Genomic DNA, 19,884 nt, shown 5'->3' on the forward strand with positions numbered 1-19,884 from the left:
GAAGCGACGCGCATCGAAGCGTGAAAAGGCGCGCCTGCCTATTCAAACCGTGATACCCGCAATAACCAAAAACATTTTTGACCGGAAAAATGGTCCGTAAAGATGGTGCCGCTCCACTAGCGACACCGCTCTCGCCGAAATCATTAGCCGACAGAAGAGGCGAGTGCACCGTTCCTCGCCCGCCAAGCATTCAATTTTTGACAAACGACAGGAGAGTTCATGAAGCCAACCGTCAACCGTGCGATGAAGACCACGGTCAAGGCCACCGTAGTCGCCGCCATGTTCGGCTTTCTCGCCGCGGGCGCGGCGCAGGCGCAATCGAGCGTCTCGCTTTACGGTCAGGTCGACGAATGGGTCGGCGCACAAAAGTTTCCCGGCGGCGATCGCGCCTGGAATGTGAGCGGCGGCGGTATGTCCACGTCGTACTGGGGCTTGAAGGGCGCCGAAGATCTGGGCAACGGCTACAAGGCGATCTTCACCCTGGAAAGCTTCTTCCGCGCGCAGAACGGCCAATACGGTCGCTTCCAGGGCGACACGTTCTTTGCACGTAACTCGTATGTTGGTATTCAAGGGCCAATCGGTACGTTCACCGCTGGCCGCCTGACGACGCAGTTGTTCGTTTCGACGATTCTGTTCAACCCGTTCGTCGACTCGTATGTCTTCTCGCCGATGGTCTATCACGTGTTCCTCGGTCAGGGCACGTTCCCGACCTACACGACGGATCAGGGCGTGACGGGCGATTCGGGCTGGAACAACTCGTTGCAGTACACGACGCCCGACTTCAACGGCTTGTCCGGCAGCGCAATGTACAGCTTCGGCAACAACGCGGGCGATGGCCGCTCGAAGAAGTACAGCGCGCAGTTCCTGTACTTCCACGGCCCGTTCGCCGCGACCGGCGTTTATCAATATGTGAACTTCAACAACACGCCGGGCGATCTGGTTACCTCGAACGCCTTCGCCATTCCCGGCTACAAGAGCCAGAGCGTTGCCCAGTTGGGTGCGTCGTACGACTTGAAGTACGTGAAGTTCTTCGCCCAGTACATGTACACGAAGAACGACATCGACCCCGGCACGTTCCACGTGAACACGGGGCAGGGCGGTGTGACGGTGCCGCTCGGCCCGGGCCTGGTAATGGCGTCCTACGCGTATTCGCGCAGCAACGGCGGTCTGGACCAGACGCATAAGAGCTGGGCCGTAGGCTACGACTACCCGCTGTCGAAGCGTACCGACGTCTATGCCGCGTACCTGAACGACAAGTACACGAGCATGTCTTCGGGCGATACCTTCGGCGTCGGCATTCGCGCCAAGTTCTGAGTCTTGCGGCAGCAAACGAAAAGCGCGTTCCGGATAATCAACGGAACGCGCTTTTTTTCATCTGAATCTCTGCGACGAGCGTTTCAGCCGATCCGCAAACGCGACTTCGCCTCGTCGTATTCCTGACGCAAGCGCGCGACCAGTTGCGCGACGCTCGGTACATCGTCCATCAGGCCTACGCCCTGGCCCGCGCCCCAGATGTCCTTCCACGCTTTCGCCTTGGCCGCGCTGTCACCGAAATTCATCGCGGTCTTGTCGGACTGCGGCAGCGCTTCGGGATCGAGTCCCGCATTCACGATACTCTGGCGAATGTAGTTGCCATGCACGCCGGTGAAGAGGTTCGTATAGATGATGTCGGCGGCGTTGGCATCGACGATAGCCTGCTTGTAGCTGTCGAGCGCGTGCGCCTCGCGCGTCGCGATGAAGCGCGTGCCCATGTAAGCGAGGTCCGCGCCCATGGCCTGCGCGGCGAGAATCGAGCCGCCGTTGGCGATGGAGCCTGACAGCACGATGGGGCCGTCGAACATGCGCCGCACTTCGCCGACGAGCGCGAACGGCGAGATCGTGCCGGCGTGGCCGCCCGCGCCCGCCGCCACGAGAATCAGCCCGTCGACGCCCGCTTCGAGCGCCTTTTGCGCGTGCCGCAAGTTGATCACGTCATGCAGCACGATCCCGCCGTACGAATGCACCGCATCGATCATTTCCTTTACCGGTGCGCGCAGGCTCGTGATGAAGATCGGCACCTTGTGCTCGACGCACACGCGCACATCCTGTTCGAGCCGCGCGTTCGACTGGTGGATGATCTGATTCACCGCGATCGGTCCGATGACCGCATTCGGGTTCGCGGACTTGTGTTCGGAGAGCGATGCCTGAATCTGCGTGAGCCATTCGTCGAGCAATTCGGCGGGACGCGCGTTGAGCGCCGGAAACGAACCGACGATGCCCGCCTTGCATTGCGCAAGCACGAGTTCGGGATAGCTGACGATGAACATCGGCGAGCCGACGACCGGCAATGCAAGGTTCTGCAGTACGGCGGGAAGTGCCATGGCGCGAGTCTCCGGGATGTCGTACTTATTTTACGGTTGGGGCGTCGTCTTCGAGCGGCTAAATTGAGACGCACGATCGTTCGATTATAGGCACAGGCGCCGCAGCCCTGTCATCCTCCGATTCCCGAGGAAATCCTCGGTTTCACCGTTTGTGTGCACGTTGCTCATCGAGCATTCGGAATGCCGCGCCTACAATGGACCGCTACGCCACGAACAAGAAAACACCATGTCCTTCAGAGGCTACGAGCCGTTTCGCGTGAATGCGGCGGGCGTCGAGATCGTCGGCGAGAAGGGCGGAGACGGCCCGCCGCTTTTGCTTTTGCATGGCTATCCGCAAACGCACGAGATCTGGCATTCATGCGCCGATGAACTCGCGCGGCACTTCACCGTGATCGCCACCGACTTGCGCGGCTATGGCGCATCGGCCAAGCCGCCGAGCGACGAACGCCACGCGCCTTACTCCAAACGCGCCATGGCCGCCGATCAAGTCGCGGTCATGCGTCACTTCGGCTTCGAACGTTTTCTTGTGTGCGCGCACGATCGCGGAGCGCGCGTCGCGCATCGGATGGCGATCGATTTTCCCGATGCCGTCGATCGCCTGATGCTGCTCGATATCGTGCCGACGCTTGCGATGTTCGAAGCCACTGACCGCGCGTTGTTAAGCGCCAACTTCCACTGGTTCCTGATGAACCAGCCATCGCCCTTTCCGGAAAAGATGATCGGCGCCGATACGACCGGGTTCATCGAACACTTGATGGGCCGTGGCCGTGCGGGTCTTGCGCCGTTCGCGCCGCACGCGCTGCAGGCATATCGCGATGCGCTGGCCGCGCCCGATGCGGTGTTTGCGACATGCGAGGACTATCGTGCGTCGGCGGGCATCGACCTCGAACACGACCGGGACGACACCGAGCGCGGCGTGAAGATAGCGTGCCCCGTGCGCGTGCTGTGGGGCGAGCAAGGCGTGCTAGAGCGCGCGTTTGACGTGCTTGGTCAATGGCGGCGCGTCGCGCGCGACGTAAGCGGTCGCGCGCTCGATTGCGGCCATTACGTGCCAGAGGAAGTGCCGCAGGAGTTACTCGTGGAGATGCGTGCGTTCTTCGAAGCAGAGTTCTGCTGACAAAGAGCCGATGATCTCAGACGCGGCGGCCTTACGCATGGGTCGAAAGTGCTTGGTTGGCTTCGGCCCGGACTTGTTCTATATCGGACGCCGCCAGCCAGTGGCAATAACCACCCAGCGTGGACCTATCGATGTCCTGCAGCGCAATGTGATCGTATGCGCCTTCGCGATACTTCAATTTCGACCAGTACTCGTCTGTTTGCCACGCATGAATATGCAGGACATCGCTGCCATGCGTAAGCGACGCGTAGGGGAAATGGTCGAGAAGTCCTATGGAGCAACGCTGCGGATACGTGCGACGTAGCGCTAGCTCTCCCGCATACATGGTAATCACGTTTCTGCACCAGCCTGGCCACTCTCCACGGAAGTCTCGGAACTCCTCGTCGAGCAGGCGAATGCAACAGTCCATTTGAGCCGGCAGGAAGTCGCACACCATTGTCGATGGCCCCAGCACCGACGCACCAATATTATGTAAGCCAGAATGAGGCAATCCCCACCGGGCACTGCATTCGTTAAGTTTCTGTCGGACCGACGCCTCATATGCGTAGGCTCCGAAACCAAAGCAAAGGCCGGCAGGATGAAACTTCGACAGCGCGGGCGTCACAAAGGTGTCGCAATCGGTTTTCAGAATGTAATCGAACTGCCGACAAACGTCTAAAACGGCTTTATCGCAGAGATTGGCGACAGAATTGATGTATCCATAATCCGACCATTCGCTGTTTTTCTGAGAATAAGGAACGCTCGGAATAACGACTATATTACTGTCTCGCGGCAGTTTAGATGTTGCTTCCGGATGGCACGCAACGATTAACGTGCTTCGGTCAAACAAGCCTGTATGGATGATGCTCTTATAGAGCCAGCCAAATTCCTCGATGTTACTCGGAACATTGTCTACATATACCAGTATGCCGATATCTTTTCGTGCTTGATTCAAGAAAGACCTTTAACGATACATTTATTCAGTGCCAGCGGCGAAGTGGGCCTGCGCTTGCCGGCACTTGGCACTTCTGCTCGCTTAGATCACGGGAAAGATAAATAGCGTAGTGCCAGACTGCAGAGAGACGTTGGTCGAAGTGTAGATTGCAAAATCGGTCCAGGTAGTCAACTGAAGCATGCCGCTGAAAGGAATAATAACATTGCCGGCCTTGCCCCCATGATCGGTGGCTACCTTGAAATAGTAGGGGTCGTCGTAGAATGCATCCTTGCCGCTTGCGGCCAGGTTCGGCTCGCTTCTGTTGATCGACACCTGAGCCAGGTTCGCGTCCGCCACCGAAACGACCATTTGCCCCGCGACAGCGTACACGCCATTTGGCAGGCTCAATGAACCATCGGGATTAACATGGCTTACCTGGTCATAAGGCAAACCGAAATGCAGGAAATTCCATCTTTTCGCGTTCGAAATCTGCGTGGTGGGTAGCAGCTCGGAGTCTCTCAAACGAATACTGAGATAACGCCCCTGAGCTGTTGTCGTCTGTGCCTGGCTTGCCGTGGATGTCATTAACCCCGCTAGTAACGGGACCGCTACAGTGGATGCAGATACGATTTTTCTACGATTAATGTCCATTATGATTTGTATTGAGTTGTAAAAATGGAGGCTCAAAATTACTTAAATTCAAGTAATCTCGGGCGTTTTTAATCGTAGCGGAAGCAATTGCCTGCATCAATGCCGATTTTTCTTATTACTTGAGCAAAGTCATGCCTGTTTTGTCCTTGAGCTTACGGCTTTATGCATCGCTTTGCCACACATGCAAATCGCATTAAATGGCATAAAAATGAGTGTCGATAGCGCGAACATGGTTGCCTTTAGTGTGCGCTTGTCGTCAACTTACTGTAGGGAAAGCACCGATGCACGTGATATAGCGGCGGGTTACGATGGCGTCGACGTTGATCACGTCCATACTATTCCGCCGCTTGCCGTAGCTGACAAGCGGCTTTCTTTTTGCGCGCGGAGTTCATACCGCCGAGAGCATGTCGCCTTCCACGGTGAGCGATCCGCCGCGCGCCAATTCCCCGACGATCTTCTCCAGCAATGCGCGATGCTGCGCGGGCGCGGCAAGCGCGTTCGCGGCGGCGCGCATGGCGCGGGCAGATGCGGTCATCGCGAGCAAGGTGTCGAAGGGCATCGAACGCACGTCCATCAACTTGAAGACGATCAGCACTTTCAGCGCGTTCTTTGCGTTGCGGGCAGGGTCGGCACGCAGATAGTCGAGCCGCGACGCGGCCACGTCGAGTGCGCGCGCGACATCGGTGAAAGGCGCGCCGTGGCCCGGAACGACGACATCGACATCGAGTTGCGCGATGAGATCGAGCACCGCGCGTTCTTCCGCAAAACCGCTTTCGCCTTCGAGTTCCGGAAAAATCACGCCAAAGCCGTTTTCCCATAACGCGTCCGCGCTGATGAGGATGCGCGCCTCGGCGCAATACAGCATGAGCGAGTGCGGATCGTGGCCCGGCGCGCCCAGCACGGACCATTCGAAGCCGCCGAGCATGAGCGTGGCGCCATTCTCGACCGTGCCGTCGAACGTGAACCGGTCACAACGCTGCGCCGTGGCGTGAAACGTCAGCGCCTCTTCGTCCCAGACACGCACCGCGTGCGCTTCACTTTGCGGGATCAGCGTATTGCACGCATAGGTGCGTTGCAGCAGTGCGTTGCCGCCGCAGTGATCCGAATGCAAGTGCGTGTTGACGATCAGATCGAGCTTGCGCGCACCGAGCGCGTGCTGCACGAGCGCCAGCGTTTGCGGCGCGTGCGAGACGTAGCCCGTGTCGATCAACGCCGTGCCCTCATCGCTCGCGAAGAGCACGTTGTTCGACGACAACCAGCCGCGCTCGAACACCGTCATGGAAGCGGGCAGCGCGATCACGCTTGCTCCTTCGGCATGACGACGATAGTCGCCGTCGCCTCGATCACCGTCTCGCCAAGCTGATTCACCGCGCGGCCCGCGAGCTTCACCAGGTCGCCGCGAAGGCTCGTCTTCCACTTTGCATCGAGCACTTGCCAGCGCATGGCGAGCACGTCGTCGGCCTTCACCGCGCGCGTGAGCTTGATGCCGAACTCCAGTCCGAGCGGTTGCGCGTAAGTCGAGAAGTGTTCGGCGATCATCGCCATGAGATGCGCGGTCGGTTGCGTGCCCGACGCGATCAGCGAGCCGAAACGGCTGGCGCGCGCATACGCTTCGTCGTGATGCAGCGGGTTGGTGTCGTTGACGAGCGTGGCGAAGTGGCGAATGGAGTCCGCCGGCAAGGCAAGCGTCGCTTCGAACGATTCGCCGATACGCACCACGCGCGCGCCGCGACGACGGCTTTCGCCACGCGCGAGCACGTCGCGTTTCGCGTTATCGTCAATGGATGACCACGCCACAATTTCGTCGATGGTGCGCAGGCAGCCGTCGCAAAAGCCCGTCTCCGGATTCATGCGGCAGACGTCCACGCACGGCGACGCGACTTCGCCTTTCATGATGCGCGCAAGGCGACATCGACGACCGGCGCGCCCGTCAGCGACACGAGTTCTTGCGGCGTCAGATTGAACACCGCGTGCGGATGACCCGCCGCCGCCCACAGGCTTTCGAGCGTGAGCAAGTCTTCGTCGATGAGCGTCACGGGTTCGGTCGCATGACCGATCGGACATACGCCGCCAATGGCATAGCCGGTTTTCTCGCGCACGAACTTCGCATCCGCGCGCGCCAGTTCGCCGACGTGCGCCGCGACCTTCGCTTCGTCCACGCGATTCGCGCCGCTTGCGATCACGAGCACGGGCGCGTCGTCGTCGCGGCGCCGGAAGAGAATGGACTTGGCGATCTGCGCCACGGAACAGTTCAATCCCGCCGCCGCTTCCGCCGATGTCTTGCCGGTTTCCGGCAGCATCACGACGGGCCGCGCGTGACCGCGTTCCTGCAACAGAAGCGCGACGCGGCGCGCGGAATCGGGGAGGTCATCGAGATTCTGTACTTCGGTCATTGCTTTCCTTTCCATCGAACGATCAACGGGTCAGACGCAGGCGGCAACGGCGTCGCGCTGCTTGGCGAGCAGCGCCTTGCCCGCAGGCGACGAACTCGGCTTGCCGATGGCGCGCGAAATGAAGTCGCCTGTCTCGACCAGTCGATCCAGGTCGATGCCCGTCTGGATGCCGAGTCCATTCATCAGATACACGACGTCTTCGGTCGCGATGTTGCCTGTCGCGCCCTTGGCATACGGACAGCCGCCGAGCCCCGCAACCGACGCATGAAATATCTCGATGCCTTCGAGCAGCGCCGCATAAATGTTGCCGATGGCCTGCCCATAAGTATCGTGGAAATGTCCTGACAGGCGTTCGCGCGGAAACGCTTTCGACGCCGCCGCCAACACTTCGCGCGTGCGCTTGGGCGTGCCGACGCCGATGGTATCCGCGATATCGATTTCGTCGCAGCCGAGCGCCTTCATGCGCTCGACGACATCCACCACCGACGCCACGCTCACCTCGCCCTGATACGGACAGCCGAGCGCGCACGAGATGCTGCCGCGCAGACGCAAGCCTGCGTCCTTCGCGGCTTTCGCGACCGGCTCGAAGCGCGCGATGCTTTCCGCGATGCTGCAATTGATATTCTTTTGCGAGAACGCCTCGCTTGCCGCGCCGAAGATGACGATCTCGTCGGCCTTTGCTTCGAGCGCGCCCTCGAAGCCGCGCAAATTCGGCGTGAGCACGGAGTAAATGGTGCCCGCGCGACGCTCGATGCCCGCCATCAACGCGCTGGCATCCGCCATTTGCGGCACCCATTTCGGCGAGACGAACGAAGTCGATTCCACATTGACGATGCCCGCACGCGCGAGCCGGTTCACGAGCTCGATCTTGGTTTCCGTGGCGACGAATTCCTTCTCGTTCTGCAAGCCGTCGCGCGGCCCGACTTCGACGATTTTGACTTGAGTGGGGATCATGTCTGTCTCCTTGCGATTCTCTGGCGTCGGTTCGTTGCGTCAGCCAGTTTGCCACATCGGAAGCGAGCGCAAATGTCTGCTTGATTCAAGTAGCTTGGATGTATTGATTGCCGGATGGCAGTTAATGCTTTGATTGAATTGTAGTTTTTTGGCGTTTCACTTCTTTAACGAAAGGCCTGCTAACTATCATGGGCAGCCGAGATGCCAGCCGGTCCGGGCGAGCGCGACGAGGCGAGGCGACTGGCTCGGTCACTTAGTCCCAAGGAACAACGCCGAACGGCAGAAGGTCATCATGAAGTTCGAAACTTATCCGCTTTCCCGAACGCAGGCGCGTGCGGCGAAGCAAACCGCCGCGGCACGCAATCTGTGCGCGGTCTTTCGACTGGACAGCGTTCCCGACAGCGCGCGACTGGCGCGCGCGGTGGCGTGCGTGGCGCGGCACTCGCAACCGTTGCGCTGGCGCGTGATCCACGGCGACGATGGTCCGCGCTATCTGCTGCATGAAATCGGGTTGGCAGAACTCGAAGTCGTCGATATCGACGATGCCGATGAAGCCAGCGCATCCTCCATCATTCAGATGCTGTGCGCACGTCCGCTTCGCATAGACGCCGGCGCGCCTTGGGCGCTCACGTTGTTGCGCGGCGCATCTCGCGGCTATCTGGTCTTCGCCTGCCATCCCGCGCTGCTGGACCGCTTCTCATTGCAGCCGTTGTTCGCGGCGATCTCGCGCTCGTACGCGGGCGAGACGCTCGCAGGCGAGCTTTCGCTGGATCAGCGCGGCGTGCTCGTTGCGGAGCGCGCGTCGATGGATGCGGAGCAATGGCGCGGCGATCTCGCGTTCTGGGTTCGGCAACTGGCCGATGGCGAATTCGCCTGGCAGCCGCCGCGCGTGGAAGGCGCGCCCGGCGAAGCGAGCTTTACGATGGCGCTCGGCGCCGCTACGAGTCGAGCGTTGCGTGAACAGGCCCGCGTGCTCGGACTGAGTATCGAATTTCTGCTGCAGAGTTGCCTGCATGTGCTGCTGCAGAAGATGTCGCGACAGTCGGCGGTGATTACGGCGCATCATCGGCGCGGGCGGGAGCAGCCATACGAGACGATGGGGCACGACGAGCGTCTGCGCTTCATCTGCAGCGAGTTCGACGACGCCATGACGTTGCGCCAGTATCTGCATCATGCGGCGTCGCAATTGGCGATGGCGGATTTCCACGGCAACATTCCCGCAGGCGATATCTTCGACGAACTCAAGCGCCTGCGTCCGGAATACGATCGCGCGACCAACGTGCTGTGCGAGCGCGATCATCTGCCGCATGACGCGCTCGTTCTCGGCGGCGCTCGCGGCGTGCTGCTCACGCGCTTCTGCCGCCGGCCCGAACGGCAGGACGTGGCGATCTATCTGCACGTGAGCGAGGACATCACGCTGCATGTGCAATTGCGTCATCCGCAAGCTTCGAACGGCCTTTCCATCGCCCTCGAACACTACGCGGCATTGTTGTCGGGACTCGCGGTACAACTCGATACGCCTGTCGGCGAGCTCGGTTTCGACACCGCATCGCTCGATGCGCGCCGTCGCGCGTGGTCGCATGGCGCGCCGCTTGCATCGCCGCCGCGCGATGTGCTTGCGTGCATCGACGAGATGGTGCGAACTCAGCCAGATGCGCCGGCGCTGAGTGGCCCCGATGCGCGTTTCACCTACGCGGAACTGGCGGAAGCATCGTCGCGTATCGCGGACGCGCTTGCGCCCCACGCGAAGGCCAATGGTCTTGTCGGCGTATGCGTGTCGCGCGGTGCGCGAGTCGTGGCGGCCATGGTCGGCGTGCTGGCGGCCGGCGCGGGATATGTTCCGCTCGATCCGTTGATGCCCGAAGAGCGGCTGCGCTTCATGGCCGAGGATGCGCAACTGTGCGCCGTGATCGCGGACACCGCGACGCAAGCGCGAGTGCGCGCCGCATTCGATTGCCCGGCGCTGCGCATCGAAGACATGTTTGATACACCGAGCGGCGGGCCATCGGCGCTGTTTCGCGGGACCGATCCGTCGCACGCTGCGTATGTCATCTACACCTCCGGCACGACGGGCCGGCCGAAGGGCGTCGTGATCGAGCGCGGCATGCTCGCGCACATGATCGCGTCGCTCGAAGGATGCTACGCACGTGATCCGGGCACGCGCTGGCTGCAGTTCGCATCCGTCAATTTCGACGCCAGTGTCTTCGAGATTTTCAATCCGCTCGCACATGGCGGACAACTCGTGGTTGCACCGGACTCGGTTCGCGCCGATCCCGCCGCGCTGTTCGACTTTCTCGCGCAATCGCGCATCACGCACGCATTTCTGCCGCCGGCCGTCTTGCGCTTGCTGCCGCGCCGCCCGTTGCCGGACCTCGATACGATCATGTGCGGCGGCGAAGCCAGCGACGACGACACCGTGCGCTTCTGGTCCTCGGTCGTGCGCTTGTCCAACATCTACGGCCCGACCGAGGCGACCGTGCTCTGCACGGAGAACACCTTCGGCGACCAGAAGCTTGCCAATCAACTGGGCCGCCCGCTGCCCGGCTACGCCATTCATTTGCTCGATGCCAACGGGCGCGGCGTGCCGCTCGGCGGTATCGGCGAGCTATGCATTGGCGGAGAGTCGGTGGCGCGCGGGTATTTGCGTCGTCCGGAAATGACGGCGGAAAAGTTCATCGATGACGCAAACGCAAACGAAGGCCGGCTGTATCGCTCCGGCGACCTTGGCCGCTTCCTTCCCAATGGAGAGATAGAGTTCCTCGGCCGCAGCGACTTTCAGGTGAAGGTGCGCGGTTATCGGATCGAGATCGCCGAGGTCGAGCATGTGATCGCAACGCAGCCGGAAGTCAGCGCGGTGTGTATCGGCACGCACAGGCATCAGGGCAGCAACGCGCTGGTCGCCTGGTACACGGCGAACGGGCTCGCCGCCGCCGAGCTGCGTCAGCGGCTGGAGACGCTTTTGCCGGCCTATATGGTTCCCGCGTTCATCGTGCCGATTGCACATTGGCCGCTCACCTTGAACGGCAAGATTGATCGCGCGCGCTTGCCCGCGCCTTCGACGCCCTCATCGCAAGCGAGCGCACGCCAGTTCGATTCGCTCGAACGCGCTGTGCAATCGGCGTGGGCCGCGACGCTTGACGTGACGCCGGATGCCATCGACGAAAGCAGTCACTTCTTCGAGGCAGGCGGCCATTCGTTGCTGGCGACGCTGGCTTGTGGACGTATTGGCGCGGCGCTCGGCGTGAACGTGAAGCCCGGCCTTTTGCTTGCCCATCCCGGTTTCGATGCGTTCTGCCACGCCCTGCGCAATACGCTCGATGGCGACGACGCTCTGACGCCCTTGCTTCACGATGCACGAGCCGCGCCGAGCGTCGCGATAACGAGCGGCATCGTCGAGGCGCTGTTTCATCGCGCGCGCATCGACCGGACTGACAACGCGTACAACATTGTCGTGCGCGCCGACTTCTCGCGCGAAGTGAATCCACTCGAACTGCATGCGGCGCTCAAACGGCTTTTCTCGCGCGATTCGCTCTTCAGTTCCACCCTCACGGATGCTCACGGTGAACTGCGTCTAATGTCGGTGGCGTCTCGCGACTCCGCGTTCATTCCGATCCAAAGCGCCACGGCGGAGACGATCCGCGCGCACATCGACGCATGGACCACGGCAGCGATTCATCCGGACGCAGCGCCTTGCTGGCGCGCGCACATGCTGCTCGATGCCGAAAGCGGCGTGAGCACGGTCCTCATCGGCGTCCATCACGCGCTGTTCGACGGCTGGTCGCTCAAGCTTCTGCTCGATGAACTCGCGGCGCATTACGAAGGTAAGCCGTTTGCGCAGCGCACGCCGAACTGGTTCGACTACTGCGCGTGGATGCATGAGATAGCGAAAACGCCGGCGCATGCGCGCGCACGAAACTACTGGACGAACAAGCTGCGGGGCACGCCACTGCGCCTCGAATTGCCATTCGATTTAACCACGCGCCACGCCAACACGAACCGCATCGTTCCCGTTCACCTCACGCGAGAACGCGCCGACAAGCTGCGCCGTATCGCGCAGGATCGAGGCACGACGCTATCGCCCGTGCTGTTCGCGCTGCACCTCGCCTGGCTATGGCGCCTGAGCGGGCAGCCGACGATTGTGAGCGGCTACCCTCAGGCGGGCCGCGACATTCCCGGCAGCGAGAACGTCTACGGCATGCTCGTGTCGATGGCCGTGATGAAAGTGCGCATCGATCCGCGTCAGAGTTTCGGTGAACTCGTCTCGGCCGTGCACGCGCAAATGCTCGAAGACCGCGATCATCTGCTCGCCACGCCTTACGAGGCCGGCATCGAAGATATCGGCGCGCTCAACACGCTGTTCAGCTTGCAAAGCGGCATCGACTTGCAGGCGCGCATCGGCGCTGGCAGCGTCAGCGTGGAGGAGTTGCCGACGAAGACCTCGAAGGCCGATATTTCCGTGATCCTTTACGCGAATCAGCAAGGGGAAATCGATGGCCGTATCGAATACGATGGTTCGCTCTTCGAAGCGCGCTCGGCCCACGCAATGAAAGACGTGCTGGACACCCTCATCGACGCCGCCGCGAATCAGCCTTCCGCGCTCGTCGGTGAGTTCGCCTATCTGAGCGATGCGCAACGCGCGCTCATCACGGGCTTTTCGCACGGCGCGCCGCTCGACGACGCGGCTTCGTCGATACCGGCGCGCTTCGCATCGATAGCGTCGCGCTTTGCCGATCGCGAAGCCATTCGCTTCGAGAACGAAACACTGCGCTATGACGAACTCGACGCTCTGAGCGAGCGCATTGCCGGCGGCTTGCTGGAACGGGTGACGGCGGGCTCGTGCGTCGGTCTGGCGATGGCGAAGGGCCCGCTTCTCGTCGCCGCGATTCTGGGCGTGCTCAAGGCCGGTTGCGCTTATGTGCCGCTCGACCCTTCCTATCCCGCCGAGCGTCTCACGCACTTCGCAACCAACTGCGCGCTTACCGCATGTATCGCCGATGCAGACGGCCGCGCCGGCCTCGAAGCCGCGCAACTCTCGCATCTCACCTTTCTCGATGCCGACATGCTCGCGCGAGCCGTCCCGCGCGCGCGCCCGGATGTATCGCCCGATGCACTCGCTTACGTCATCCACACCTCCGGCTCGACGGGCAAACCGAAGGGCGTGCTGATCGAACATCGCAGCGTCGCGCGCATGGTCGCGGGCGCGGCGACGGCGCTCGGTTATGCGGCTGGCTGCATCAGCACCCTCGTGGCATCGACGAATTTCGACGCCAGCGTGCTCGAAATTTTCCTGGCGCTTCTGAATGGCGGCACGCTCGTCATCGCCCCCGAAGCGGCGCGGCGCGACCCCGAAGTCCTGCACGGCCTGCTCGAGCGCGAAAGCGTGACGCACGCCATTCTCGCGCCGGTGCTGTTGCAAGGCTTGCCGAAGAGGCCGTTGCCTGCCATGCAGATGCTTGCGTTCGGCGGCGATACCCTCGACGAAACCGCCGCGCGCTGGTGGTCCGGCCAGACGCGCCTCTTCACGCTCTATGGCCCAACCGAAGCCACGGTGATGGCAACCTGCGGCCAGATCGCGCCCGATGGCCGCGTGCGCGTGCTCGGCAAGCCGCTTCCCGGCTATGACGTCTATCTGCTCGACGCGCAGTCGCAACGCGTGCCGGCGGGCTCCATCGGCGAGATTTGTATCGGCGGGGCGAATCTCGCGCGCGGCTATCGCAACGAATCGACACTGACCATGCGCCGCTTCGTTGCCGATCCGTTTGCGGGCAAGCCCTATGCACGGATGTATAAGACCGGCGACCTCGGCCGCTATCTCGCGGATGGCGAAATCGAGTACTTCGGCCGCAACGACGAACAGATCAAGCTGCGGGGTTTTCGGATCGAGCTGGGCGAAATCGAGAACGAGCTTGCCAGCGTGCCGGGCGTGGAGAGCGTGGCCTGCGCGATGCGCGGCGAAGGCGAGCAACGCTACATCGCGGCTTATTACGTGCTGCAAGCGGATGCGCGCGTCGATGAAGACAGGCTGCGCGCGCAGGTTGCGGCCGCGTTGCCGGATTACATGGCGCCCGCGCGCTATACCGAGCTTGCGGCTCTGCCCGTTTCGGGTTCCGGCAAGATCGATCGCCGAGCGCTGCCCGAGCCGGCGGCACGATCGAGCGGCGCACCGCCGCGCGCGGGAGTAGAAGCGGACATCGCCGCGATCTGGTGTGCGCTGCTCCATCTCGATACCGTCAGCCGCGAAGACGACTTCTTTCATCTCGGCGGCAACTCCATTCTCGCAATGCGCATGCATGCGCGCGTGCGCGCCGAGACGGGCATCGATTTCGCGATTCCGGCGTTTTATCGCGCGCCGACCATCGCGGCTCTCGCCAATGGCGATGGTTACGACGACATCGCCCGCGCCGTCGCGGACGCCGCCTTGCCGCTCGCAGCGCCCGACGTTGCGCTGCCGCCGTGGCGCGAGAAAAACGGCGCGCGCATCGGCAGCGTCGTTCTGACGGGCGCGAGCGGGTTTATCGGTATTCATTTGCTGGCCGAACTGAGCCGTCGGACCGACACGATCTTCTGTCTTCAACGCTGCGCCGATCCCGCAGCGGGCCTTGCGCGTCTTGTCGATGAAGCGCGTGCAGCCGGTCTGGCAATCGATTTTTCGCGCGTGCAGGTGCTGTGCGCCGATCTCGGGCGGCCGCGTCTCGGTCTGTCCGATGCCGGCTGGCAGCAGCTCGCCGAGCGTGCGGATGCAATCCTGCATTGCGGCGCGCTCGTACATCATCTGCACGGTTACGGCAGTCTGAAGGCCGCGAACGTGGGCGGCACCGAGGCGTTGCTGCAACTTGCGTTATCGGTGCGCATGAAGCCGTTGTGCTTCCTTTCGACCATGTCCGTGCCGATGATGCAACAAGGCGCGACACGCATCGAAGAGCGTATCGACGGCGCGAGGCCGCAGTCCGACAACGGCTATTTGCTTGGCAAATGGGTCGGCGAGCAGCGCATGCTGGCGTATAGCCGCGCATACGGCTTGCCGGCCACGGTCGTGCGCGTGGGCAACGTCACGGGGCACGGGGAGAGCGGCTATAGCAACTATCGGCATAACCACTTTTGGCTCTTCAATCAGGGATGCATTCAGATGGGCGCGTATCCTGCCACGGGGCAGCCCGTGGAAATGACGCCGGTCGATTTGCTCGCCCGCGCCGTATGCGCGCTTGCGCTGCATCCGCGAGATGGATTGCATGTGGCAAATCTGCAGAACCCGGAGCGTATTGAACAGGCGGAATGGTTCGATGCGCTCGCCAGGCAAGGTCTGCGCGCGAATCCAGAAACGCCGGAAGCGTGGAAGCAGCGCCTCGCGACGATAGACCCGACTAACGGTCTGGCGCTTCTCCGTGATTTCTACACGGGCGACCTCGACTGGCACGACATGCCGGTCGAACAGATCGGCACGATCAGCCGGCTCGCGCAGTTCGATGTGAGTCTTACAATCGACCGTGCGCGGTTGATGCGCGTCTATGTGCGGTATTTGCGCAATGAAGGCTTCATGCCGATCGAGGCAAAAACCATGTGAGGCCGACGCTGCCGTCTCCTTCAAGCAAGACGGCAGCGCCGCTACGGTTTTCGCATTCAATACCCTCGCGAAAAATCCACGATACCGCCAATGGTTTCCCCGCGCGACAGCGCCTTGATCTTCTCCGCGATCTGCACGATGCTCTCCTCGCGCAACGTCTCCGCCGAGATATGCGGCGTGACCGACACGCGCGGATGCTTCCAGAACGGATGCTCCTTGGCCAACGGCTCGACATGAAACACATCGAGCGTCGCGGCGGCGAGCTGGCCGCTATCGAGGGCGGCGAGAAGGTCGTCATCGACGAGATGCGGACCGCGCGCCACGTTCACGAGATAAGCACCGCGCGCGAGCTTCGCGAAAGTGCGCGCGTTGAGAATGCCTTCCGTGTCCGGTGTATGCGGCAGCAAGTTGACGAGCACGCGCACGCCATCCAGAAACGCATCGAAGCGCTCGGGACCCGCATAAACCTCGACACCTTCTATTGTCTTCGCCGTGCGGCTGTAGCCTCGCACCGGCACGCCGAGCTTGAGAAGCCCGCGCGCCACTTCACCACCGAGAACGCCGAGACCCAGTACACCCACCGTGAACGATGCGCGCGCATGCTGCGTAAGTTTCTGCCAGCGTCCCTCCCTTTGCAGCGCTTCGTATTCGTCGAAGCGGCGCAGATAGCGCAGAACGGCATACGTCGAATACTCGACCATTTGTTGCGCCATGCCGGTGTCTTCCAGACGCACGAGCGTGGCGTTCGGCGGCAACGTGCCGGGTTCCTTGCGCTCGACATCGAGGATTGCATCGACGCCCGCGCCGAGATTGAAGATGGCCTTCAATTCCGGCCGGTTCGCGAAGAGTTCGCGCGGCGCGCGCCAGACGATGGCGTAATCGGCGGGCGCGGTGTCGCCAGGCTGCCAGATGCGCAGATCGGCGTCCGGCAGTTCGCGGCGCAAACCGCCGAGCCATGCGTCGGTGTCCGCGTGCTCTTCGTAGAAGATGATTTTCAACGTCCGCCTCCGTCGTTCGATCCACCCATTCTAAAGGGTGCAAACGCGTGCGGCTGCATCCGCGAGCATATCGACATGACGATTGATTCGTTCGTCCTTGCCGCGCGCCACGCGAAAATGCAAGGTGAACAATGTCAGCGAGAACCGCACATGACGACCAGCAATCGAACACCGCGCCCCGCGCTGCTGACGGTGCCCGGCTTGCACGGCAGCGAGGGCGCGCACTGGCAAAGCTGGCTCGAGCATCAGTATGCCGATACATCGCGTGTCGAACAGGCAGACTGGGACGCACCGCATCTCGACATCTGGGCGAACGCCGTGCTCGCGCAACTAGCGACCATTCGCCGTCCTGTCGTGCTTGCCGCACACAGCTTCGGCTGTCTCGCGACGGCGCACGCGCTCGCGCAGAAACGAACCGATGCCGAAGTCGTCGGCGTATTGTTCGTCGCGCCCGCGAGCCCGGAGAAGTTCCGTTTCGCCGGTCACTTCGAGCCGACGCGTCTTGCCGTGCCTTCCATTCTCGTCGGCAGCGAAACCGATCCGTGGATGCCGCTCGACCACGCGCGCGATCTTGCAGCACGGCTTTCGAGCGCGTTCGTGAATCTCGGCGATGCCGGTCATATCAACACGGCGGCGGGTTTCGGTCCGTGGCCGCGCGCGAAATATTTCATCGACACGCTGGCTCAATATGCTTACCCTGCTGAAAGTTTCGCGGGCGAAGTCTCCTTGCACGAGCACGCGTATGGCTGATGCGCCCGGTTTCATCGACGAACATGAACCATCCGGCCGCCATCGCGCGGCCTTTCTTTTGCAATCGCATTCTTGAGGACGATATGGCGGGATACAGTAAGCGCGTGCTGATGGCAGCCGCGGCGCTCTATATGACGGCGGGCATCGCGCATGCCGATACTTCGTTGCTCAACGTCTCCTACGACGTGACGCGCGAACTGTACAAGGACATCGATACGGCGTTCATCGCCGACTACAAAAGCCGCGCGGGCGAAACGGTGACGGTGAAGCAGTCGCATGGGGCGTCGAGCGCGCAGGCGCTGTCGGTGCTTCAGGGACTGCAAGCCGATGTCGTGACGATGAATCAGCCCAACGACATCGACCTGCTTGCCGAACGCGGTCAACTCGTTCCGGCCAACTGGCGCACGCGTCTTCCGAACGGCAGCGCGCCCTACACGACGACCATGGTGTTCCTCGTGCGAAAGGGCAATCCGAAGAACATCAAGGACTGGAGCGATCTCGCGCGGCCGGGCGTGCAAGTGATCATCGCGAATCCGAAAACTTCGGGTAATGGCCGCTACACATATCTCGCGGCGTGGGGCTACAAGAAGCAGCAGGGCGCAACGGATGCGCAGGCGCTGGACTTCGAGAAAGCGATCCTCGCCAACGTGCCGACGCTCGACACCGGTGGGCGCGGTGCGACCACGACCTTCACGCAGCGCAATATCGGCGACGTGCTCGTGACTTTCGAGAACGAAGTCGGACTGATCGAAGCAGGCGTCGGCGCGAAGGACTTCGATGCGGTGTATCCGTCATCGAGCCTGCTGGCGGAGCCGCCGGTTTCCATCGTCGACAAGGTGGTGGACAAGCGCGGCACGCGCAAGGAGGCGCAGGCATACGTGGACTTTCTTTACACGCCGCAAGCGCAGGAGATCATCGCGCAGCATCATTTGCGGCCGCGTAACGCGGAGGTGCTGGCCAAGCATGCAAGCGAGTTCAAGCCGCTCAAGACGTTCACGGTGGAGCAGATCTTCGGTAGCTGGCAGAAGGCGCAGCAAACCCATTTCGCCGATGGCGGGACTTTCGATCAGGTGGTCGAGAAGAAATAACCGAAAGGGCTCGCCACGCGCGAGCCCTTTTCTTTTTACTCTCCGCTCAGTTCGAGCAGCCGCGTTCTTCCGCGCTGACGTTCTGCGCCGATTCCGCGCGCATTCCCAGACGCTCGATCAGCTTGCGGTCCGCTTCGGCTTGCGGGTTGCTCGTCGTGAGCAACTGATCGCCGTAGAAGATCGAGTTCGCGCCCGCCGCGAAACAAAGCGCCTGCAACGCTTCATCCATCTGCTCGCGTCCGGCCGAAAGACGGACCATCGCCTTGGGCATGGTGATACGCGCCACCGCGATGGTGCGCACGAACTCGAAGGGATCGAGCGGCGCGGTGCCCGTGAGTGGCGTGCCGGCCACTTGCACGAGATTGTTGATCGGCACCGACTCCGGATACGGCTCCATGTTGGCAAGCTGCGAGATCAAACCGGCGCGTTCACGCCGCGATTCGCCCATGCCGACAATCCCGCCGCAGCACACGTTGATGCCCACATCGCGCACGCGTTCCAGCGTATCGAGCCGATCCTGATACGTGCGCGTCGAAATGATCTGGCCGTAGAACTCGGGCGACGTATCGAGATTGTGGTTGTAGTAATCGAGGCCGGCATCGCGCAAGCCTTCTGCCTGATGCGGCTCCAGCATCCCAAGCGTCACGCAGGTTTCCAGTCCCATTGCCTTGACGCCGCGAATCATGTCCTTGATCGGCTCAAGATGGCGATCCTTCGGATTGCGCCACGCCGCGCCCATGCAAAAGCGCGTCGCGCCGTTGGTCTTGGCGGCTTCGGCGGCCTTCAGCACTTCATCCACGGCCATCAGCTTGTCGGCTTGCAGGCCAGTGTCGTGATGCACGGACTGCGGACAGTACGCGCAATCTTCCTCGCAGCCGCCGGTCTTGATCGACAGAAGCGTGGAGAGCTGTACGGCGTTCGGATCGAAATGTTCGCGATGCACCGTTTGCGCGCGATACAGCAGGTCGTTGAACGGCAGGTCGTAAAGCGCGACGATATCGGCGACTTTCCAGCGCGCCTGCACGGGCGTTTGCGTCGGCGCGGAGGTTTGCGCGGCAGTTTGCAACGATGGGTTGGCAGTGATGGTCTGCGTCATGAA

14 protein-coding genes are annotated in these 19,884 nt (G+C 61.9%); 5 read left to right on the plus strand and 9 right to left on the minus strand.

The annotated features are described in order from the left end of the window. Positions 1–219: 219 nt before the first annotated feature. Positions 220–1,314: a porin gene (locus NCR40_RS00325; protein ID WP_244826773.1), complete on the plus strand. Its 1,095-nt coding sequence runs from the start codon at positions 220–222 to the stop codon at positions 1,312–1,314. 83 nt (positions 1,315–1,397) lie between these two features. On the opposite strand, the gene NCR40_RS00330 is transcribed toward NCR40_RS00325, so the two are convergent. Further along, positions 1,398–2,360: an NAD(P)H-dependent flavin oxidoreductase gene (locus NCR40_RS00330; RefSeq protein WP_250508460.1), complete on the minus strand. Its 963-nt coding sequence runs from the start codon at positions 2,358–2,360 to the stop codon at positions 1,398–1,400. Between the two features lie 226 nt (positions 2,361–2,586). Here NCR40_RS00330 and NCR40_RS00335 point away from each other — a divergent pair, with 226 nt between their 5' ends. Continuing rightward, positions 2,587–3,477, plus strand: a complete 891-nt coding sequence (locus NCR40_RS00335) for an alpha/beta fold hydrolase (RefSeq protein ID WP_250508461.1) — start codon at positions 2,587–2,589, stop codon at positions 3,475–3,477. Positions 3,478–3,508: 31 nt separating this feature from the next. On the opposite strand, the gene NCR40_RS00340 is transcribed toward NCR40_RS00335, so the two are convergent. The 6 genes from NCR40_RS00340 to NCR40_RS00365 form a co-directional block, all read right to left on the minus strand. Next, positions 3,509–4,411, minus strand: coding sequence for a DUF7164 domain-containing protein (locus NCR40_RS00340; RefSeq protein ID WP_250508462.1), 903 nt, complete (start codon positions 4,409–4,411; stop codon positions 3,509–3,511). Between the two features lie 81 nt (positions 4,412–4,492). Further along, on the minus strand, positions 4,493–4,975 hold the full coding sequence (locus NCR40_RS00345) for a hypothetical protein (RefSeq protein WP_250508463.1): 483 nt from the start codon (positions 4,973–4,975) through the stop codon (positions 4,493–4,495). Between the two features lie 454 nt (positions 4,976–5,429). After that, positions 5,430–6,341: an MBL fold metallo-hydrolase gene (locus NCR40_RS00350; RefSeq protein WP_250508464.1), complete on the minus strand. Its 912-nt coding sequence runs from the start codon at positions 6,339–6,341 to the stop codon at positions 5,430–5,432. Further along, positions 6,338–6,934, minus strand: coding sequence for a DUF1289 domain-containing protein (locus tag NCR40_RS00355; protein ID WP_502800958.1), 597 nt, complete (start codon positions 6,932–6,934; stop codon positions 6,338–6,340). The genes NCR40_RS00350 and NCR40_RS00355 overlap by 4 nt, the downstream gene beginning before the upstream one ends. Beyond that, on the minus strand, positions 6,931–7,434 hold the full coding sequence (locus NCR40_RS00360) for a YbaK/EbsC family protein (protein ID WP_250462638.1): 504 nt from the start codon (positions 7,432–7,434) through the stop codon (positions 6,931–6,933). The genes NCR40_RS00355 and NCR40_RS00360 overlap by 4 nt, the downstream gene beginning before the upstream one ends. Positions 7,435–7,464: 30 nt before the next feature. Next, positions 7,465–8,388, minus strand: a complete 924-nt coding sequence (locus tag NCR40_RS00365; protein ID WP_250508465.1) for a hydroxymethylglutaryl-CoA lyase — start codon at positions 8,386–8,388, stop codon at positions 7,465–7,467. A 292-nt stretch (positions 8,389–8,680) separates the two neighbouring features. On the opposite strand from NCR40_RS00365, the gene NCR40_RS00370 reads away from it, so the two are divergent. After that, positions 8,681–15,949 carry a non-ribosomal peptide synthetase gene (locus NCR40_RS00370; RefSeq protein ID WP_250508466.1) on the plus strand — a complete coding sequence of 2,423 codons (7,269 nt, stop codon included), beginning with the start codon at positions 8,681–8,683 and terminating at the stop codon, positions 15,947–15,949. 56 nt (positions 15,950–16,005) lie between these two features. Here the strand turns inward: NCR40_RS00370 and NCR40_RS00375 are convergent, their stop codons facing one another. Further along, entirely contained in the window at positions 16,006–16,947 is a 942-nt protein-coding gene (locus tag NCR40_RS00375; protein ID WP_250508467.1) for a 2-hydroxyacid dehydrogenase, read from the minus strand. Positions 16,948–17,097: 150 nt separating this feature from the next. Here NCR40_RS00375 and NCR40_RS00380 point away from each other — a divergent pair, with 150 nt between their 5' ends. Together NCR40_RS00380 and NCR40_RS00385 are read left to right on the plus strand one after the other, a co-directional pair. Then, entirely contained in the window at positions 17,098–17,697 is a 600-nt protein-coding gene (locus tag NCR40_RS00380; RefSeq protein ID WP_250508468.1) for an RBBP9/YdeN family alpha/beta hydrolase, read from the plus strand. 110 nt (positions 17,698–17,807) lie between these two features. Beyond that, entirely contained in the window at positions 17,808–18,785 is a 978-nt protein-coding gene (locus NCR40_RS00385; RefSeq protein WP_250491775.1) for a sulfate ABC transporter substrate-binding protein, read from the plus strand. Between the two features lie 46 nt (positions 18,786–18,831). Here the strand turns inward: NCR40_RS00385 and bioB are convergent, their stop codons facing one another. After that, on the minus strand, positions 18,832–19,881 hold the full coding sequence (gene bioB / locus NCR40_RS00390; protein WP_250508470.1) for a biotin synthase BioB: 1,050 nt from the start codon (positions 19,879–19,881) through the stop codon (positions 18,832–18,834). Positions 19,882–19,884: the final 3 nt, after the last annotated feature.

The organism is Caballeronia sp. GACF4 (assembly GCF_023631025.1).
Classification (GTDB): domain Bacteria; phylum Pseudomonadota; class Gammaproteobacteria; order Burkholderiales; family Burkholderiaceae; genus Caballeronia.